At 42.5% G+C, this 18,599-nt stretch carries 12 protein-coding genes; all 12 read right to left on the reverse strand.

Going from position 1 to position 18,599, the window contains the following annotated elements; genetic code table 11:
• Positions 1–9: 9 nt before the first annotated feature.
• Positions 10–2,088, reverse strand: a complete 2,079-nt coding sequence (locus tag IGJ28_RS04600) for a BglG family transcription antiterminator (protein WP_195957742.1) — start codon at positions 2,086–2,088, stop codon at positions 10–12.
• A gap of 322 nt (positions 2,089–2,410) precedes the next feature.
• Positions 2,411–5,098: an HAD-IC family P-type ATPase gene (locus tag IGJ28_RS04605; protein ID WP_137264757.1), complete on the reverse strand. Its 2,688-nt coding sequence runs from the start codon at positions 5,096–5,098 to the stop codon at positions 2,411–2,413.
• 349 nt (positions 5,099–5,447) lie between these two features.
• Positions 5,448–5,915 carry a GNAT family N-acetyltransferase gene (locus tag IGJ28_RS04610; RefSeq protein ID WP_081131133.1) on the reverse strand — a complete coding sequence of 156 codons (468 nt, stop codon included), beginning with the start codon at positions 5,913–5,915 and terminating at the stop codon, positions 5,448–5,450.
• Between the two features lie 147 nt (positions 5,916–6,062).
• Entirely contained in the window at positions 6,063–6,911 is an 849-nt protein-coding gene (locus IGJ28_RS04615; protein ID WP_005469876.1) for a PRD domain-containing protein, read from the reverse strand.
• Between the two features lie 17 nt (positions 6,912–6,928).
• Complete coding sequence (locus IGJ28_RS04620) at positions 6,929–8,395, reverse strand: glycoside hydrolase family 1 protein (protein ID WP_438845216.1); 1,467 nt, start codon at positions 8,393–8,395, stop codon at positions 6,929–6,931.
• Positions 8,396–8,438: 43 nt separating this feature from the next.
• A complete protein-coding gene (locus IGJ28_RS04625) occupies positions 8,439–10,274 on the reverse strand; it encodes a beta-glucoside-specific PTS transporter subunit IIABC (RefSeq protein WP_438845217.1) in 1,836 nt (611 codons plus the stop codon).
• A gap of 318 nt (positions 10,275–10,592) precedes the next feature.
• Entirely contained in the window at positions 10,593–13,223 is a 2,631-nt protein-coding gene (locus IGJ28_RS04630; RefSeq protein WP_438845218.1) for a calcium-translocating P-type ATPase, PMCA-type, read from the reverse strand.
• 132 nt (positions 13,224–13,355) lie between these two features.
• Positions 13,356–13,703: a 2-dehydro-3-deoxy-phosphogluconate aldolase gene (locus IGJ28_RS04635; RefSeq protein ID WP_029486217.1), complete on the reverse strand. Its 348-nt coding sequence runs from the start codon at positions 13,701–13,703 to the stop codon at positions 13,356–13,358.
• A 45-nt stretch (positions 13,704–13,748) separates the two neighbouring features.
• Positions 13,749–15,032, reverse strand: coding sequence for an SLC13 family permease (locus IGJ28_RS04640; RefSeq protein ID WP_081131137.1), 1,284 nt, complete (start codon positions 15,030–15,032; stop codon positions 13,749–13,751).
• Between the two features lie 252 nt (positions 15,033–15,284).
• Positions 15,285–16,193 (reverse strand): 4-hydroxy-tetrahydrodipicolinate synthase, encoded by a 909-nt coding sequence (dapA, locus tag IGJ28_RS04645; RefSeq protein WP_081131138.1) that lies wholly within the window; start codon positions 16,191–16,193, stop codon positions 15,285–15,287.
• 142 nt (positions 16,194–16,335) lie between these two features.
• Positions 16,336–17,460, reverse strand: a complete 1,125-nt coding sequence (locus IGJ28_RS04650; RefSeq protein ID WP_096711094.1) for a sialidase family protein — start codon at positions 17,458–17,460, stop codon at positions 16,336–16,338.
• Between the two features lie 92 nt (positions 17,461–17,552).
• On the reverse strand, positions 17,553–18,581 hold the full coding sequence (pdxA, locus tag IGJ28_RS04655) for a 4-hydroxythreonine-4-phosphate dehydrogenase PdxA (RefSeq protein ID WP_096711084.1): 1,029 nt from the start codon (positions 18,579–18,581) through the stop codon (positions 17,553–17,555).
• Positions 18,582–18,599 lie beyond the last annotated feature (18 nt).

Here is an 18,599-nt window from a genome sequence, read left to right on the forward strand (position 1 = left end):
TATCCTCACTTAAAAAAGTAATTGTTTAAATTGATCAATGGTTGTACATGCAATCAGCTGATTGAGTTTTGCTTCATCATTGATCAGTTCAATCAGTTCTTTCATGATCGCTAGATGTGAATAGGAATCCACCGCGGCTAAACAAAAAATTATTTTCACTGGGTCCATTTCCGGATTGCCAAAATGGATCGGCTGATTCATGGTCACTACACTAACACCTAATGTATTGACACCATCTTCGGGTCGCGCATGGGCCAAAGCCAAGTGCTTCCCGATGACGATATAAGGCCCGTATTCTTCTACTGCATGGATCATTGCCTGAACATAGTGTTTCTCAATGATGTCCTCTTTGATCAATGGCTTGGCGGCAACTTCAATAGCTTCTTGCCAAGACGCGGCCTGGGCCTGTATCAGAATGTGATTGTCTGTCAGAATATCTTTTAACATTGGCTGGATCTCCCTTTTGTTGATTTCTAAATGATTGTTTTCAAATAATGTTTCTAATTTGGAATAGATCCTGCGATCGACTCGGCCGCCGCTTTCTGCTACCAGGTCCAAAACCTTGGTAAACAGAACTGTCGGTTCATTGTCGCTAGGTTCTAGCCGCTGATAGGTTTGATGCCGATCCAAGAATTCTGAAACGATTGACCGATTGGCATCCGTTAAGATCGGATCGACCACCAGCAGCGGTTTATTGCTATAGGGCAAATGAAATGTGCTGAAAATCAGATCAACATCCAATTTGTCAACGAGAGCAACTTCCTTTGAACTTAATACAGCCACGACTTCGATCTGGGGAAACTTTTCTTTCAAGTTCTCCGCCAATAGATTTCCGGTCGCCATCCCATGATTACAGACCACTACCGACTTGTAGATCGACGCTAGATCACGCTTGATCACACTGGCAATCGTTGAAAAGTGAATCACCAGAAAAGCGATCTCATCCTCAATGACTGTTGCTCCAATCACTTCGGCGATCGTTGGCATAAACAAAGTGACTGCTCGATAAATGGGTCCATAGTTCAAACGGATATTTTCTTTCAGAGGATTCATGACTTGGATCTTATTCTTTATCCTTACGATCAATGCAGCCATGTGCTTATAAAGATTTTCACATAATGTTTCTTCTTTTAAATGAAAAGGAATATGCGTTTCTTGCTCCACGAATTGAATCAGTTGAATGGTCAATAGTTGTGCTTGCACCCATTCAAGAGAATTGGATATATCTCTTGCGTTGAAAGTCTCAATCGTGAAACGAATATAGTTGCGCTCTACTTGAGGGACTGCTGTCAATTGAAATTCTTTGATGACCTGTTCAACAAAGTCGGAAAAACCGTCCTCTTGGTAATCGATGGTTTTCCAATTTACTGCCGAAATCAGCTCGTGCCTTTTTATTCGCTGAATCCAAATCCAAGTAAACAACAAAATCTGGTTTTTATAGATATCATCTTCTTGCTTGACGATTTTTTCTGAATAGATTTTCTCCAGTCGCAGACTTTCTTCTCGGGGGAAATAATGATGGAAGATCGCCCGTGCTGGCGTAGTTTTTTCTTCTCTATTTTCAGAAAAATCGACTCTACCCAAATTTTGATTAACGAAATCATAGATCATTGTCCGAATGGCTCTTTCTGGTCCTTTATACAGCAGTCCTTGTTTGCCATAACTGACGATCTCGATCCCATACCTTAATAAATCTGCTCTTAAGCGACGCATGTCCTCATCCATCGTACTTTTAGAAATTTGAAAACGTGCTTCTTTGCGATTCAGAAAAACCGCTGTTTTCTCATAAGCGATCGATAAGACTAAATCGAAGGTCCGCTCTTGACGATTCAGCAAGTCTGCTTGTAAATGGTCTAACTGCGTTCTCACCTTTTGTTGTTGGCTGACTGTCAGATCTAAGAGGAAGCCTTGATTACGAATAGTTGCAACCTCAGGTAGCTGCTGCTGCCTCAACCACGTATTGACCTCCAAGACTTCTTGACGGATGGTCCGTTGACTCACATTGTATTCTGCAGCCAATTGTTCCGCTTTGAGCGGGTAGTGAGAAGAAATGAATTTTTGGATCAGTTCAACTGTTCTAGTTTTCATGATGGTTATTCCTTTCTGAATTCAGTATATGTTTCCGCTTACAAATAAAAAAGTAGACATTCCTTCCACTTGAACTGGCAGATACCTGCACCTCATCTGGTGGGATTGAATGATTAAATCATTTCTCTTGTTACTACCACAGCAACTGCTTTTTGTGAAGAGTCTGCTTGATAAAAGAAACAACAGCGAATAAAAAAACAAAAAAAGGAGGCTCTCATACATCGAGAGGCCTCCCTTTATAGCACTATTCAAAAAACTTACTCTTGTAAAATTGACTTTCCTAAAGAAAAGAGTTGTTCTGATTCAGTCAATGGTTATCTCGTTATTCACGAATCTCTTTATAGCTTACATTGTATTCTTTCCTATTCCGGAACCATTTGTCCAGTTCCGTGACTAGCAAAATAACGGCCCCGGAAAGCAGTGCGATCCCCCAACCGGTCAGTGATAGATTCGCCGTATGGAAAGCTTTTTGCATAAATGGCACATAGGTCAAGACAACTTGTAAAGCCACCATCACACCGATGATCAAAAAGGCTTTCGGATTGGTAAAGGACGCCTTCGAGAAAGCAGACTCGCTCGTACGAATATTGAACAAGTAAAAGATCTTACTTAACACAACAATGTTGACCATCATGGTACTCGCAACCGCTTGGTCGACGTCTTGTGTCAACAACCATTCATAGGCTAAAATGCTGATGACTGCCATCAACACTGAGACATAAGCCATTTGCCAAATATCATGAGTATTCAATAATCTGTTCCCAGTTTTTCGAGGTTTCCGCTGCATGATTCCTTTTTCTGCCGGTTCAAAAATAAAGGCAAACTGGATCGTGATTGCCGAAACCATATTGATCCACAACAGCTGAGTGGCTTGCAAAGGCATGTCATTTTGCATCAAGATCGTAAAAGCAATGATCAAGCCTTCCGCAAATGAGGTAGGCAGCAGAAATAAAATGCTCTTTTTGATATTATCATAGATTCTTCGTCCCTCTTGGATCGCCGAAGCCATGGTGCCAAAGTTGTCATCAGTCAAAATCATATCTGCAGAATCTTTGGCGACGTCTGTTCCGCTGATTCCCATTGCTACCCCAATATCGGCCCGCTTTAAGGCAGGTGCATCGTTGACCCCATCCCCGGTCATAGCTGTCACTTTCCCTTTGGCTTGCAAGGCTTTGATAATTTCCAGCTTATTTTTAGGTGTTGTTCGAGCAAACACTTGATTCCTGATGACTGCGTCTTGAAAATCACGCTCTGCCATTTGGTCCAGTTCAGAGCCAGTCACTACATTGATTTCTTTGGCCAATCCTAACTTTTCACCGATTGCTTTTGCTGTTAAAGGATGATCCCCGGTGATCATTTTGACTTGGACCCCAGCTTGCTTCATCTCCTGCAAAGAAGCGATGACTTCTTCTCGAGGCGGATCGATGATACCGGCGATGCCCAAAAGCTGCACACCTTCAGCAAAGACCGTTTCATCCAGTGAATCGACCGTCTGCTGGTCTGTTAGCGAACGATACCCCACTGCAACCACCCGTTTTCCTTCTGAAGACAACCCTTGGACCTTAGCAGACCAACTTTTTTCATTAAAGTTCTGGTCGTAGACCTTCGCCATGGCAAACAGCTTGTCTGGTGAACCTTTAACAAATAATAGGCGTTCCCCTGCCTGATTTTGTACCAGCTTTGCCATGTAGCGGTAGTCGGAATCAAAAGGCAGCATAGCGATTTCTTGATAGCCAGGGGTTTCGGGATAGGCAAATTTTTTGTAATAAAGGGTCAAGAAAGAGCCATCGGTTGGTTCGCCATTGATCCCCCAATGGTTCTCTTCTTCCACTAGCACAGTGTCATTCGCTTCAAATCCTGCTTCTAGGAATAAGGCTAGCTCCTGTTCATCTGCTTCGGTAACAGGAGAAAGCGGGAGAATCTCCCCTTTCGGCTGATAGCCGTCGCCAGTGATCTGGTATTGCTGATGTGCTAAAACGATGTCCTTAACGGTCATCTCATTTTTGGTCAAAGTTCCTGTCTTATCCGTAGCGATCACATCGACAGAACCTAATGTTTCAACAGCCGGCAATGTTTTGATGATGGTCTGCTTGTTTTTGGCCATTTCGCTGACCCCCATTGCTAAAACAACGGAAGTCGTTGCTGGTAAGCCTTCCGGGATCGAACCTACGATCATTGTCACAACGGCTAAAGAAAGTACAGAAAGAGCATAGGTTTCTAAAAACAGACTGACCACAAACAGGACAATCGCGACCCCCATGATCACATAGGTGATACCCTTACCTAACCCATCTATTTCTTTCATCAAAGGAGTCTTGCGTTCTTCTGTGCGGTTCACTTCAAAAGAGATTTTGCCGATCTCTGTTGTTTGACCTGTAGCAATAACGATTCCTTTCCCGCTACCAGAGGTAACCGATGTCGACGCAAAAGCAATGTTGCTTTGTTCTGCTAAAGCGATAGCATCTTCTAGCAATGGCATGCTCGTTTTCTCAACCGAATCAGGTTCGCCTGTCAGCGGAGATTCCTGTATTCGTAGATTGTCTGCTTCAATGATCCGTAGATCCGCTGGTACATTGTCACCAGCTTCCAAGAAAACCACGTCACCGGGAACCACTTCTGCTGCTGCAATATCTTGGCGAGTGCCTTCCCGATAGACCGTCGCTTGTGTAGACAGCATTTGCTTGATGTGTTCCAGTGCGTCCGAGGCATTGGCTTCTTGATAATAGCCAATCAATGCATTGACCAAGACAACCGTTCCGATAATGATTGCATCCGAAAGGTGTCCCATGAGTAATGTCAATAGTGCAGAGAAGATCAAAATATAAATGATCATATTGTTGAATTGCCGCAACAACAATTTCCATTTAGGGGTCTTTTTTGTTGTTAGCTGATTCAAACCAACTTCTGACAAACGTTGCGCTGCTTCCTTTTTAGTTAATCCTGTCCTATCCTTAAGTCCATATTTTTCCATTGTTTCTTCAATAGTAAGTTGATAGTTCTTTGTCTGCATTTTTTGCCTTCCTTTTTTAATTGAATTTTTTCCAACACAAATAAGCCCTCCATTCAGTGAGACACACTAAACAAAGCGCTGCTTCTTGTCCTATTCAATCAAAAAGTAAGGCAAATCAAAATAGATTTTCTGCTCACCGTCACTCGAGTCACTAGACATTCCTTTACCACCCCCTTTAAATTAGAATCAATAATAGCGTATTCATTTTTTTTAGTCAAGTCTGCAACTCCAACTCAGTTTGCCAATTAAAGCAGAACAACTATGAGGAGCACAGAAGTGAAACTGCATGGTTCGAATCGAAAAGGACGAGTGCCCCTGCCCTTTTGTTACCCATTCAGTAAGAAACAAGTCAAAGTGGATAAACCAAAAGATGCTGCGGTCCTTTGGGTCCCATTTTCTCTTCACCACTATCTACAAAACCCATTGAATAATACAGTTTTTTTGCTGCACTATTTTTTTTATTGACTGCAAGAACAATTTGTTTAGTTGCTGGAAAATGAATTTTTACAAAATTAGGCAATAATCGCAATGCTTCTTTTGCATATCCTCTCCTTAGATATCTCGCATCAGTAGAGAAACTCCGCAACAAAAGAGCGTCATTTTCATCCGTATAGTCTGCTTTTTGGGGTCCTGCATCCAAAACAAAAAAAGTCACCAATTTCTGTTGGGAAAAAGCCAAGATCGAATGATGCTGTCGATTCTTTTGGGAGATTGCAATATTTTCTTGTGGCGTCCCTGTGAAATAGGTCATTTCGTCAGTCAGAAAATAATTGACAACATCTTCTTTGTATTCATCTCGATATTTCATTAGTTCCATCTTTTATACACACCTCTTCTGGTCTAAAACAATAGCCCATTCATTTGTAGGTCATTTTATCAAGTATTGCTTGAAATTACGAATAAAGTCATATACCTGATCGTTACACAGGTATATGACTTACAGACAGGTCCAAAATCAGGCTTCTTATTGTTCAATCGCCGAATGATTCATTAAACGATTGATATGGACACCTAGAAAAACGATCTCATTCTCAGGGATTTTCGTTTGATATTCATTATCTACATACGCCTTTACCTTTGTTGCAATCTCCATAGCATTTGGGTAAAGGGCCCACATTTGCCGATACAGTCCTTCGTCTTTTTCTTGCAATAATCCTTCTGTAAAGAAACGATCTACAAAAAAACGGACATGTGTGATAAAGCGGCTATAATGAATCGAATTTGTATTCACATCTTGCTGGATCGAATAGCGGACAAGGTTTACGATAATCCCAATCAATTTCGCTTTCTTCAACCCATCCTGATTATCCGCAGACGCAGATTGGGCATTGATCAAATGAAAAGCAATATTTGATGCTTCTTCTTCTGGAAGAAAGATTTGATACTTTTCACGTAACAAAAGCAACGCTTGTTCTGCAACTGCGTATTCTTTTGCATAATAGTTTTTGATTTCCCAATACAAACGATTGGTGATACTTAACCCCTTCTCTTGGCGTTCAACAGCAAAATGCAAGTGATCCGACAACGTTAAATAGATCGTAGAGTTTAGCGGATTGGGCATTAACTGTTGGGCCAATTGAACGATTTCTTTCGTCATCTCAAAAAACCTAATGGGTATCTCATCAATTAATTCAGCAAACTGCAGAGATCTCGTTTCATCAATTGGGAGAAATACTTGATCAATTTGAGAATCCGTTATCTGCTCTCCGGCTTTTTTCCCAAATCCAATGCCTTTTCCAAGTGCAATCATTTCTTGGCCTTCATTGTCAACAAGTACAACACTTGAATTTAAGACTTTCTTGATATAAATCATGCACTATCGCTCCTTCGTCATTCTCCTGCTAGGATTGCGCCATTAGTCTCAATCACTTTTTTGTACCAGTCAAAAGAGTCTTTTTTGGATCGATCATAAGTGCCATGTCCTTCATCATCTGCATCCACATAAATAAAGCCATATCGTTTTGACAGTTGGGAGGTACCAGCACTAACTAAATCGATTGGTGCCCAGCTTGTATAACCAATCAGATCTACGCCCTCATCAATCGCTTCTTTCATTTGTTTAAAATGCGCTTCGAAATAGTCCCTACGATACGGATCATGAACGTTCCCCTCTTCAAGGATATCTTTTGCTCCCATTCCATTTTCGACGATCATCAATGGAATTTGGTAGCGATCATATAACTCGATCAGCGAAATCTTTAGTCCTTTAGGATCAATCTGCCAGCCCCATTCAGTGGATGGTAATTTAGGATTTTTCACCCCTAGTACAGTATTTCCTAGTGTTCGTTCTGCTTGCGGATCCCCAGATTCCGCCATAGACATATAATAGCTGAAAGAAAGAAAATCCACTGTATAATCTTTTAGTATTTGAGGATCTTCCGGTGCCATTTCAATCTTGATGCCACGTTTTTCCAAGTCTCGCAAAATTAAGCGAGGGTATTCTCCTTTTACTTGAACATCTGCATAAAAATTATTCTCTAGGTTCTTCTTCAATGTCAATTCCACGTCTAGTGGATCACAGGTTAACGGATAAGTCATTAATTTTGTAATCATACAGCCTATTTTGTTTTGAGGATTTTTTTCGTGTGCAACTTTTGTAACTAGTGAACTAGCGACAAATTGATGATGCAAGGCTTGATAGATCTCTTGATGCTCTTTCCCTGGAGTACATTGTTCAGGAATAATTCCAGCTGTTGTAAAGGGATGACGATGAATGCTGTCGATCTCATTAAAGGTCAGCCAGTATTCTACGTATTCCCCAAATTCCTCAAAGCAGACTGTGGCAAATCGGACAAAGTCAGCGATAACTTTGCGTTCAACCCAACCATTATATTTCAAACTCAACGCGACTGGCATTTCATAATGTGAAAGTGTCACGATCGGTTTGATTCCTAAACGCTGCATTTCTTGAAAGACATTTCGATAAAAAGCAATGCCCGACTCATTTGGCTCCAGTTCTTCTCCTGTGGGAAATAATCTCGTCCATGCAATCGATAAGCGTAGTACTTTGAAACCCATCTCAGCAAATAACGCCAAATCTTCTTTGTAACGATGATAAAAATCGATTCCCCGACGTTTAGGATAAATCGTGTCTGTTGGATCAGCGATTGCTTCTTTCACGGCGTTTACCGTCACATGCATATGGGCTGCAAAATTTTTGGTGTCGACATCTGGTTTATACGTGGCGATATCTGCTACAGACAACCCTTTCCCGTCTAAATTCCACCCACCTTCCACTTGATTGGCAGCAATCGCTCCGCCCCATAAAAAATTCTCTGGAAATGTTGATTGACTCATAGTTGTATTCTCCTTCACGTTTTTTGATTATGCTGCTTGAATTTTACGAAACAAATGGAGAGATGGATAAAACACCCTCGCTTTTAGACATATTTTCTGTTTGTTCAATTGGTTTGATAATGAAATTTTCTTTGTTAGTCACAACGCAGATAACAGTCGGGTCATACCCTGCTTGTTTGATGGCTTCTAAATCGAATTGAAGCAATGGTTGTCCTTTTTTGACATAATCCCCCGCACTGACAAGCGGTGTGAAATATTTTCCTTCTAATTGCACCGTGTCGATCCCTATATGGAATAGGATTTCAGCACCATTCTGGGTCTTTAATCCAATCGCATGATTGGTTTCAAACAACATAGTCACTTCTCCATCCTCTGGTGCTGTTAGTTCGCCAGATGTGGGGATAATACCGAATCCCTCACCAATCATTCCGCTGGAAAAGACATCGTCTTTTATTTCGGCTAGCGTAACAACTTGTCCCGCAACAGGCTGACTGAGAACTTCTGATTGAGGGTCTTCTTTTCCTTCAAAGGCCTCCATGACTTTATCTTTAAAAAGAAACAGGACTAAAACAAAAGCCGCAAGAAAAGAGACTGCTAAAGTGACTAATGCCCAAACTAAATTCATACTATTTGATTCATCAACGAACATGGTGATACTAGCAAGACCCGGACCCACTAATGCAAACGCTTTGATTGTAAAGATGCCAGCAACTGCTCCACCAACCAAACTAGAAGCCATCACCCCATATAATACCCGTTTGTTTAAAATCGTTACCCCATACAATGCGGGCTCTGTAATGCCAAACAGTGCAGAAATTCCAGCAGAAATAGCTGTTGAGCGAAGCTTTTGATCTTTTGTCCGCAGACTGACAGCAAAACATGCCCCAGCTTCAGCAATATTATGGGCAAGTGAAGCCGGTAAATAAAGCAATTCTGCCCCCATCTCGCTCATGGAAGAGACCGCATAAGGGATCATTGCTTTGTGCATACCGGTCACAACCATCAATGGTAACACAGCTGCTAAGATACCTGTTGCAACCCAGCCTAGATGAGTATAAAGCCAAATAATCGCTGCAGAGAAAACTGTACCTACCTCAAATCCTAAAGGTCCTAAAATCAATAGCGCCACTGGAACTGTGATTACTAGACTCATCATCGGAACAAAGAAGATGCGAATCGGTTTTGGAGAAAAACGAGTAAATAGTTTTTCGACTTGCGAATAAAACAAAACCGTTAAAATTGCAGGAAAAACTTGTGATGCATAGGCAATATTCTGTAATCCGATCCCCAAAAAGGTTGCTCCATCTGTCAGCAACGCTGTTATTTCAGGCAAAATCAGCGCCCCGACTGCTGAAACAGCCACTAATTGATTTACTTTTAATTTATTTGCCGTGGTCATAGCGACTAAAATCGGTAAAAAGTAAAGGGGGGCTCCACCTATAAGATTTAAAATTTGATACGTTTGGCTTTGATTATCAAGCACTCCTGTAACAGAAGCGAGTAACAGTAGTGATTTTAAAACACCACCTCCGGCAACCGCCGGTATAAGTGGCTGAAAAATGGAAATAACAAAATCCAACAGGACAGCTCCCCAAGACTGCTTTGTTGCACTTCCGCTGTCCGCATTGTCTAACTGATGCCCCAACAGTGACATCACTTCGTCATAAACTTCCACAACATCATTGCCAATGATAACTTGACACTGGACATTCTGCCGGACTCCGATGACACCCTCCACTTTTTCTAGTGCTTCTTTTTGAACTAGAGCATGATCTTTTAGGGTAAACCGTAACCTCGTTGAACAATGTTCCAAATGAGAGATGTTTTCTTTTCCGCCAATCAATTGGATGATGGTAGTTGCCGTTTCCTTTACATTCATTGTTTTTTTCTCCTTTAGATTATTTTTCTCTTCGTTGGCCAAACAAAGAAAAAAGCAGACAACACCTATTAAAACAACCAAATGAATCAGAACGATTCACTCATTGCTTTATATAGGTCCTGCCTGCTTAACCAGTCACATGCCTGTTTATTAATTGCATAATACCACGAAGAAATTGGAAACGCAACCACTATTTTTGATCCATAAGTTTGCCACCACAGCCAAATGTAAAACTCTAGGAATGAGGTAAGTACAAATTTTTAACATTCAAAAAAGGCATTTCCCAAAAGGAAAATGCCGATAAATCAGTGACGTTTGTTACATTGAAAGTTTGCCTTCTAAAACTTTCGCGTCTTTGCTGCGAAAAGCTTTAGTCAATTCACTAACAATCAGTGGGACTAATGAGAGCAGAATCACGATCACCCATTCAATTCCTGTCAAACTTTGAACTTTGAAAATTTCTTGCAAGAATGGAATGAACAAGACCGCCAACTGCAAAGCTAAGCTGACTAGAAAGGCTTTATTCATCGCACTGTTGGAGAAGACACCAATGCTGAAAATAGAACGTGTTTCGCTGCGGACAGCAAACGCACGAGTCAATTCCCCAAAGACGAGTGTAGCAAATGCCATCGTATTTGCTGTGCCGTCAGCAACGGTTGGATCTGACAAGACGTATTCCCCTAACCAATAAGCTGCCAACGTGATTGCTCCTACCAAAACGCCGTAAAAGATCATACTTGCAGCAAAGCCATCAGCAAAAATGCTTTTCCGGGAATCGCGAGGTTTTTGTTTCATCACGCCTGGCTCAACTGGTTCCATTCCTAAAGCCAATGCAGGTAGTGAATCAGTGACTAGGTTCAACCAGAGGAGTTGGATCGCAACTAATGGCATCTGATGGAAATTCAATGCAGTTGCAACGAAAATCGTGATGATTTCACCGATATTACAACTCAATAAATACTGAATCGATTTCTTGATATTGGAGAAGATCCCTCTTCCTTGTTCGACCGCATGGACGATCGTGGCAAAGTTATCATCCGTCAAGATCATATCCGCTGCCCCTTTAGCCACATCCGTCCCGGTGATTCCCATCGCACAACCAATATCGGCTACTTTCAAGGCAGGCGCATCATTGACACCATCACCTGTCATGGCGACGACCATGCCTTTTGCCTGCCAAGCCTTAACGATCCGCATTTTATGTTCAGGCGAAACTCGCGCATAGACAGAATACTTTTCTACTTCTTCTTCCAATATTTCTTGCGGCATCATGTCCAGTTCTGAACCTGTCATAGCTAGATCTCCAGAGCGGAAAATATTCAATTCTTTGGCGATTGCAACCGCAGTCAATTTGTGGTCACCAGTGATCATGACGGGGCGAATCCCTGCATCGTAACATTGAGCCACCGCTTCTTTGACTTCTTGACGGGGAGGATCGATCATTCCGACTAACCCGACAAATGTCAAATGGTTCTCGATGTCTTCTGAAGTCAGCTCTTCGGGCACTTCAGTAATGTCTTTATATGCAACACCTAGAATGCGCAAGGCATTTGATGCCATGTCAGCATTTTTAGCAGCAATTTTTTGAGCTTCTGCTTCATCAATCCTACAGCGATTCAGCAAAACATCAGGTGCTCCTTTGACCATGACGCGATAGCCTTGTTCGGTTTTATGGATCGTGCTCATCAATTTGCGTTCCGAATCAAAAGGAATCTCAGCCACACGAGGCATGTTTGCTTCTAACTCATTTTTGTCTAATTTTTCTTCGTACGCTTTGCTGACAAATGCGGTTTCTGTCGGGTCGCCGGTCACTTGGAACTTACTGCCATTGACCGTTAACTTAGAATCATTACACAATGCTCCGATGGCCAATAGTTGCTGCGGGGTTGCCGATCCATGAACGAAGGTTTCAACTACGGTCATTTTGTTTTGCGTCAATGTACCCGTTTTGTCACTGCAGATCACTGAAGCAGCCCCCAAAGTTTCGACTGCAGGTAGCTTCTTCACGATGGCATGACGTTTCACCAATCGTTGGACACCTAATGCCAGAACAATCGTAACGATGGCCGCCAGTCCTTCGGGAATAGCCGCTACCCCAAGGGAAACAGCCATCATGAAGATTTCAAGAATTGGCCGACTGTATAAAAGACCTACGATAAACATTAGGACACAGATCCCTAAACAGATAATCGATAACAATTTTGAGATTTCTGCCATTTTTCGTTGTAGCGGTGTCGTATTGTCATCTTCAGAGATCAACATGTTCGCAATACGACCAACTTCCGTTTTCATCCCGGTACTAGTAACGACACAAGTTGCACGCCCATTAGTGATCACTGTGGAGGAAATCAGCATGTTCTTGCGATCAGCTAAAACAGTATCTTCAGGCAATGCTTCTAGTGCTTTTTTGTTCACAGGAACTGATTCACCTGTCATGGCAGATTCATCTGCTTTTAGATTGGCTGCTGACAAGATCCGCACATCCGCTGGTACTAAATCGCCAGCTTCTAATTCAATGATATCTCCCGGAACAAGAGTAGCTGTTTCAATATGTTCCAGTTTCCCATTGCGAATCACTTTAGCCAACGGGGCTGACATTTTTTGTAATGCTTCCAAGGATTTATTGGCATTGTTTTCTTGTGAGATCGAAATGATGGCATTGATCACGACGATCAACAAAATAATGACGGAATCGATCCAGTCTTCAAAACCGCTGGAAACATAAGAAAGAAAAGCAGCGATCAATAGTACGATAATCATTGGATCTTCTAATTGCCCGATCACTTTTTTCAATAAACTTTCTTTCTTTTTCACTTCTAATTCATTTCTGCCGAAAGACTGCAGCCTTTTTTCAACTTCTTGACTGGATAGCCCTGCAGCTGCATTGGTATCCAACGAGCGTAAGACTTCTTCTTTCGATTTGGTAAACCATAAATCCACTGTGTTCATCTCCTAATGTTAGTTTCATCGTTCATTCGGTTTTACCAATCTGTCTTCCTTTATCAAAAAATGTCATAGCAGAAAGAAATTCCGTTCTACTATGACTGATATTCAATAAGGAGCAGATCGCAAAGGATGCTTTTATTTTCTTAAAATATGAATAGCAAATCCGCCAAACTCGCCGGCAAGATAAATATTTTTCAATTTGTTTTCTTCGTCATAGGCAGCTGTATCCATATTAAAGGAGAGTCCTTTGGCTTTTAGCTCCTCTACTGCACTTTCCAAGTTGGAAGTCCGCATAGCGATATGTCCATTTTTTCCTAAGAAAGGTGCTTTCATACATTCGAAGTAGTCACCGGCAAATTCTGATTTCTGTCCATGTCGTGGCGTCAGATTAAAGATCATGCTCAGTTGGGTGGCAAGTTCTTGTGCTTCGGTTTCATTTTCCATGTTGATACCAATATGTTCTAATTCAAAGTGATTTTCCATTGTCTTACACCTCTTTCATACTTGTTGAACAGTTGATTCCAGTTATTACATCGGGAACATCAAAATCGATCCCACGGTTAGAAATACGAGACGGATAAAGTATTGCGGAATCGTAAATTTCCAAAATTGTGCGGCTGTGTATTTCCCAGTTCCTAAAATCATTGCTGGCATCCCATCAATTGGCAGGAAGTGACCACACCAACCTGAGATCACGATGGCGCAAGCTGCGGCTGTAGGATCTAAGCCTAAACTTCTGCAAGTAGCGATCGCTAGTGGCGTAAATACATAGACTGTACCAATGGTCGATCCTGTTAATGTAGCCAACAGACTGGTCAAAATACAGAATGCAAAGATCATCACAAAAGGATTCACGTTGGTTCCCAACATTCCCGCAACCGAAGTCCCAACTAAATTGGTCAATCCTGTACTTCCTAATGCGTCTGCCACACCAATGACCCCGGCTGACATCAAGATGATCGGTGCACTGATGGCATCACGGATTTCTTTAAAGTCTAAGACACCAATCAATAAGATCACCGCAACAGATAAACCAGCCATCGCATAGCCGGCATCGCCGATTTTACTTTGTAGCAACATACCGATGACCGCAAAGATAAATACACCATAAGTCGTCAATTCTTTCCATCTCGGCAGACGGGAAGCGGTAACATTTCCGTTAGTGACATCCACATCTTTACAGTCTTCAGAAGTAGGATGATCCGGAAGAAATTTGTATTGAATGATACAATTGACTAAAAAGCCAATGGATAAAAATAAGTTAACAATTGCAAATTTAAAAACAGAAACCTCTGCCATGATCCCAGCAGAATTCAAAACAGCGATCACGATCCCATACTGCAATGCGGTATTGAAAGGAATCAACGGATGATTGGTCGCAAATCCCGCAGTCATAATCACTTTTGATGGGGGTAATTTTTTTGAATAAGGCAGTGTAGATAATAACCCAAGTGTCAGTACATAATACGCAGTTGAACCCGTTCCGAACAAACTACATCCTAACATCACTACCAGAATGATCAGAATATAAGACTTGAAGCCACCTTTGTTTGCCATCGAGAACATGGCTTTTTTGAAAACGACGATAAAACTTGTCTTCTCAAGGGCAGCGATAATGGCCATGAACTCAGCTAACATGACGATGGTCGAATTCGAGAAACCGGCAAAAGCCCCTTTAATATCCGTAATACCAAAAATGACTAGCAACAAACAGGCAAATAATGGCGCCGCTCCAAAGGGAATTTTTTCAATCATTACTAAAACAATCATTACTACGGTAATTGCTAATGCAATCATCATTTGAATAGTCATAGTGTCCTCCTACTTCTAGTCATACGCATGTGCAGGAGAGGTGACGTAAATTAGGCGGCGAATGAACGCAGATCCGCTCCTTCGCTGCTGTCACAAGGAGAGGGACAAGACCACTCTTCCTGTGAGCACTTTATCTAGCTGATTCGCTAACTCATTTTAAAGCCAACACGCTAGCGAAATTGAGCTATTCCTCCCTTACGCCACACCTCTCAGACTGCTTTTGCCTACACAAAACAAATGCTTGTGGACTTCTTAACGCATGCCTTTCGCTTTGTCTTCCTCTAATACTTTTTTCAATGCTTCGATTCCTTCAGCTGGAATTTGGTTGAATGGTGCCCGGCATTTTCCTACATTGTTGCCAAGTAACGCTGCGGCTGTTTTAACAATGGTATTGGGATTGCCATATTTGAAACAGTTGCGGAAGTTTTGAATCCGTTCATTGGCTGTCTTCGCTTCTTCGATCTTGCCTTCTACGAAAAGGTCATAGATAGATGCCATTGTTTTCGGATAAACATTGGCACAACCCGCAATACCGCCAGTACCTCCTGCTAATAGCGTCCAGATAATCAATTGGTCATTGCCTGATAATGTGTAGAATTTCCCGTTCGTTTTTGCCTTTCCTGCTTCAATATAGCCTAAAATATTGGCAAAGTTGCCGCTAGAATCTTTTGCACCAATGATATTTTCGATTTGTGCCAGACGAGCGACAGTCGCTGGTGCAATAGCATTCCCTGTTCGAGCAGGAATATTGTAAAGCACGATCGGCATATCAACTGCTTCGGCAATCGTTTTGTAGTGCGTATAGATTTCTTCTTGGCTCGCTGCTGCAAAACTCGGTGCAATGATCGATAAAACATCTGCGCCAGCTGCCTGTGCCATTTTACTTTGGGCGATTGTTTCTTTTGTAGAGATGGCTCCTGAACCAGCATAGATCGGTACCCGGCCTGCAGTTTGATCAACAACGACTTCTAAGACAAGCTTTTTCTCTTCTGCAGACAAGATATAGCCTTCCCCATTTGTACCAAAAGGAAAAATCCCGTGGACCCCATTGTCGATCATGCGATCTACTTGGTTGCGCAGTTCATCAAAGTTGATACTTTCGTCTTCATACATTGGGGTCAAAATAGGGCTGATGATGCCTTTTAATTCGATTGGTTTCATAGTAATGTCTCTCCTCTTTTATAGAACAAGTATGGAATACGGTTTCATTTTCATTAAATTGACGGATGCCCGCGCTGCCGCTTTTTTCAGGGGACCAAGCGCGATATTGGGCTGTCTTTCCGTCAATGTTACCGACGTTTGTTTATTTCTCGACACCTTCACCGGAGGTTGGATTATACACACCTACGGATTCCCGTTTTTCGCCAAACAGATCAGCAACGGTGAAACGAACATACTTCACACAAAGACGATTGCGGTAGGCATAGACCAGATGTAAATTGCCCTGGCTATCCTGGTAAAGGGTTGGGTATTCATGTTGTGAATTGTTGGTTTTGTTTTCCGCACCGATATAGCCTTCTGCAGCTTCAAAAATTCGTCCGATCGGCCATGTCTTGCCGAAATCTTCACTTACAGAGACAGCGACTGGATTCCGCAATCCCGGCCAAGCGACTTGTCCAAAAGCAGCATTTGGTGCGGCATTGACATTGTATGCCAATGCGATTTCACCGGAGTTCAGTTTGATCGCACTGATACTAGCATTGTTATTAGGTAAAACAGTTGCTGTCGGCACAGACCAACGATCGCCAAAATCAAAGGATTCACTGCTGTAGACGAAATCTGCGAAGCGGCTTCTCATGAAGGCAACTAAATGACCAGGCTCGACTTCCACGACATTGGCATGGACCCGACCGTTGCTATCTGGCATCCGAACAGCACGCCAAGTCTGTCCTTGATCATCCGATACTTGGAACTCTGTCGGGTCATTCGTCAACCCATCGGCTGAATCTTCACACAGCCACGTGCTATACAGCCAACGGCCATTACTTAAGATTTGGATTCCTTGACGGCCAAAAGTGCCTTCTTTATCAAAGAGAACTTCTGGTTTTCCCCATGTTTTTCCTTCATCAGCTGATTTTTGAACCATGATGATTGAAGTGAACTGCATGTTGTCTTTTCCTTCTTGGCGGCTGACTTGGGATGTGTAGATCAGCCAAATCTTGCCATCTGGCGCCCGGAAAAAGGACGGATTCTGTTCACTACGGTCTATGCCTTCTGAAACAGTAACGGGAACCGACCACTTCTGTGTTTCTGGGTCTAATTTTGAGACGACGATCGAGATGTCGCCGCTTCCCTCAAAGCTTCCTGCAAACCACCCACACAACATCCCGCCATCTGCTGTTTCGATCAATGCGGGTGCGTGAGCTGTGTTGTTGCCACCGGTAGGAATCAAACCAAAATCAACATTCAAAAATGTATCTCGGTACATGACACCGTTCGGCTCTGATTGTCGCACTTGTTCTAAATGAGTCAACGTGTTTCTCCCCCTAACCAAATTTTTATGTTGTGCTGCATTTGTGCTTATTTTGAATGTTCTGCCAACCGAATAGCGTAATCGATGGCATTTTCTAAACTGGCTTCACTAGCCGTCCAGTTACCTGCTTGATCAAAGGCCGTTCCATGGTCGACAGAAGTCCGAATGATCGGAAGGTTCAACGTAATGTTGACGCCTTGCACTGCTTTCCAGTTTTGTGCTTCTTGATCGTAGACAAAGCCTAAAAGTTTCAAAGGAATGTGGCCTTGATCGTGGTACATGGCGACGACGATGTCATACATGCCCCCATTGGCTTTTGAAAAAAGAGTATCTGCAGGCAATGAACCAAACACATTGATTCCTTCCGCTTTGGCTGCTTCTACAGCAGGATTGATTTCATCGATTTCTTCACGGCCGAACAATCCATTTTCGCCACAGTGTGGATTCAAGCCAGCAACTGCAACGCGAGGATTTTCGATCCCTAGATCTTTGCAAGCCTGATCTGCGATACGAATCACATCGAGGACACGTTCTTTCGTGGCCCGGTCACACGCTTCCCGTAATGACACATGGGTCGAGACATGTACGACTCGCAAGTTGCCATCTGCCAACATCATGGTATATTTATCGGTACCGGTTAGGTCGGCATAGATTTCTGTATGTCCCGCATAATGATGACCGGCAGCATTCATGGCTTCTTTGTTCAATGGATTCGTTACCGTTGCATCGATTTCTTTGGCTAAAGCTAACTCGATGACTTTCTTCACATATTGAAACGCTGCGTCACCACCGACATGAGAAACTTCCCCAATGTGAAAAGTTGCCATGTCTACGATCTTTAAGTCGATCAGGTCGATCGTTCCAAATGCATAACGCCCATCCTTGGGCTGGCTGATCACATTCACTTCCAAAGCTAATTCAGGATGTTTTGCTAAATAGTAATCAACAACACTTTTGTCTCCGACTAATAATGGGCGGCACTTGTCATAGAGTGCCGGTTTGGCAAAAGCTTTAAGGGAGATTTCAGGTCCGATCCCTGCAGGATCTCCCATTGTGATGCCGACAATTTTTTTCATGACACGCTTCATCCTTTC

It is taken from the genome of Enterococcus sp. AZ091 (assembly GCF_051714805.1).
GTDB classification, from domain to species: domain Bacteria; phylum Bacillota; class Bacilli; order Lactobacillales; family Enterococcaceae; genus Enterococcus_D; species Enterococcus_D gallinarum.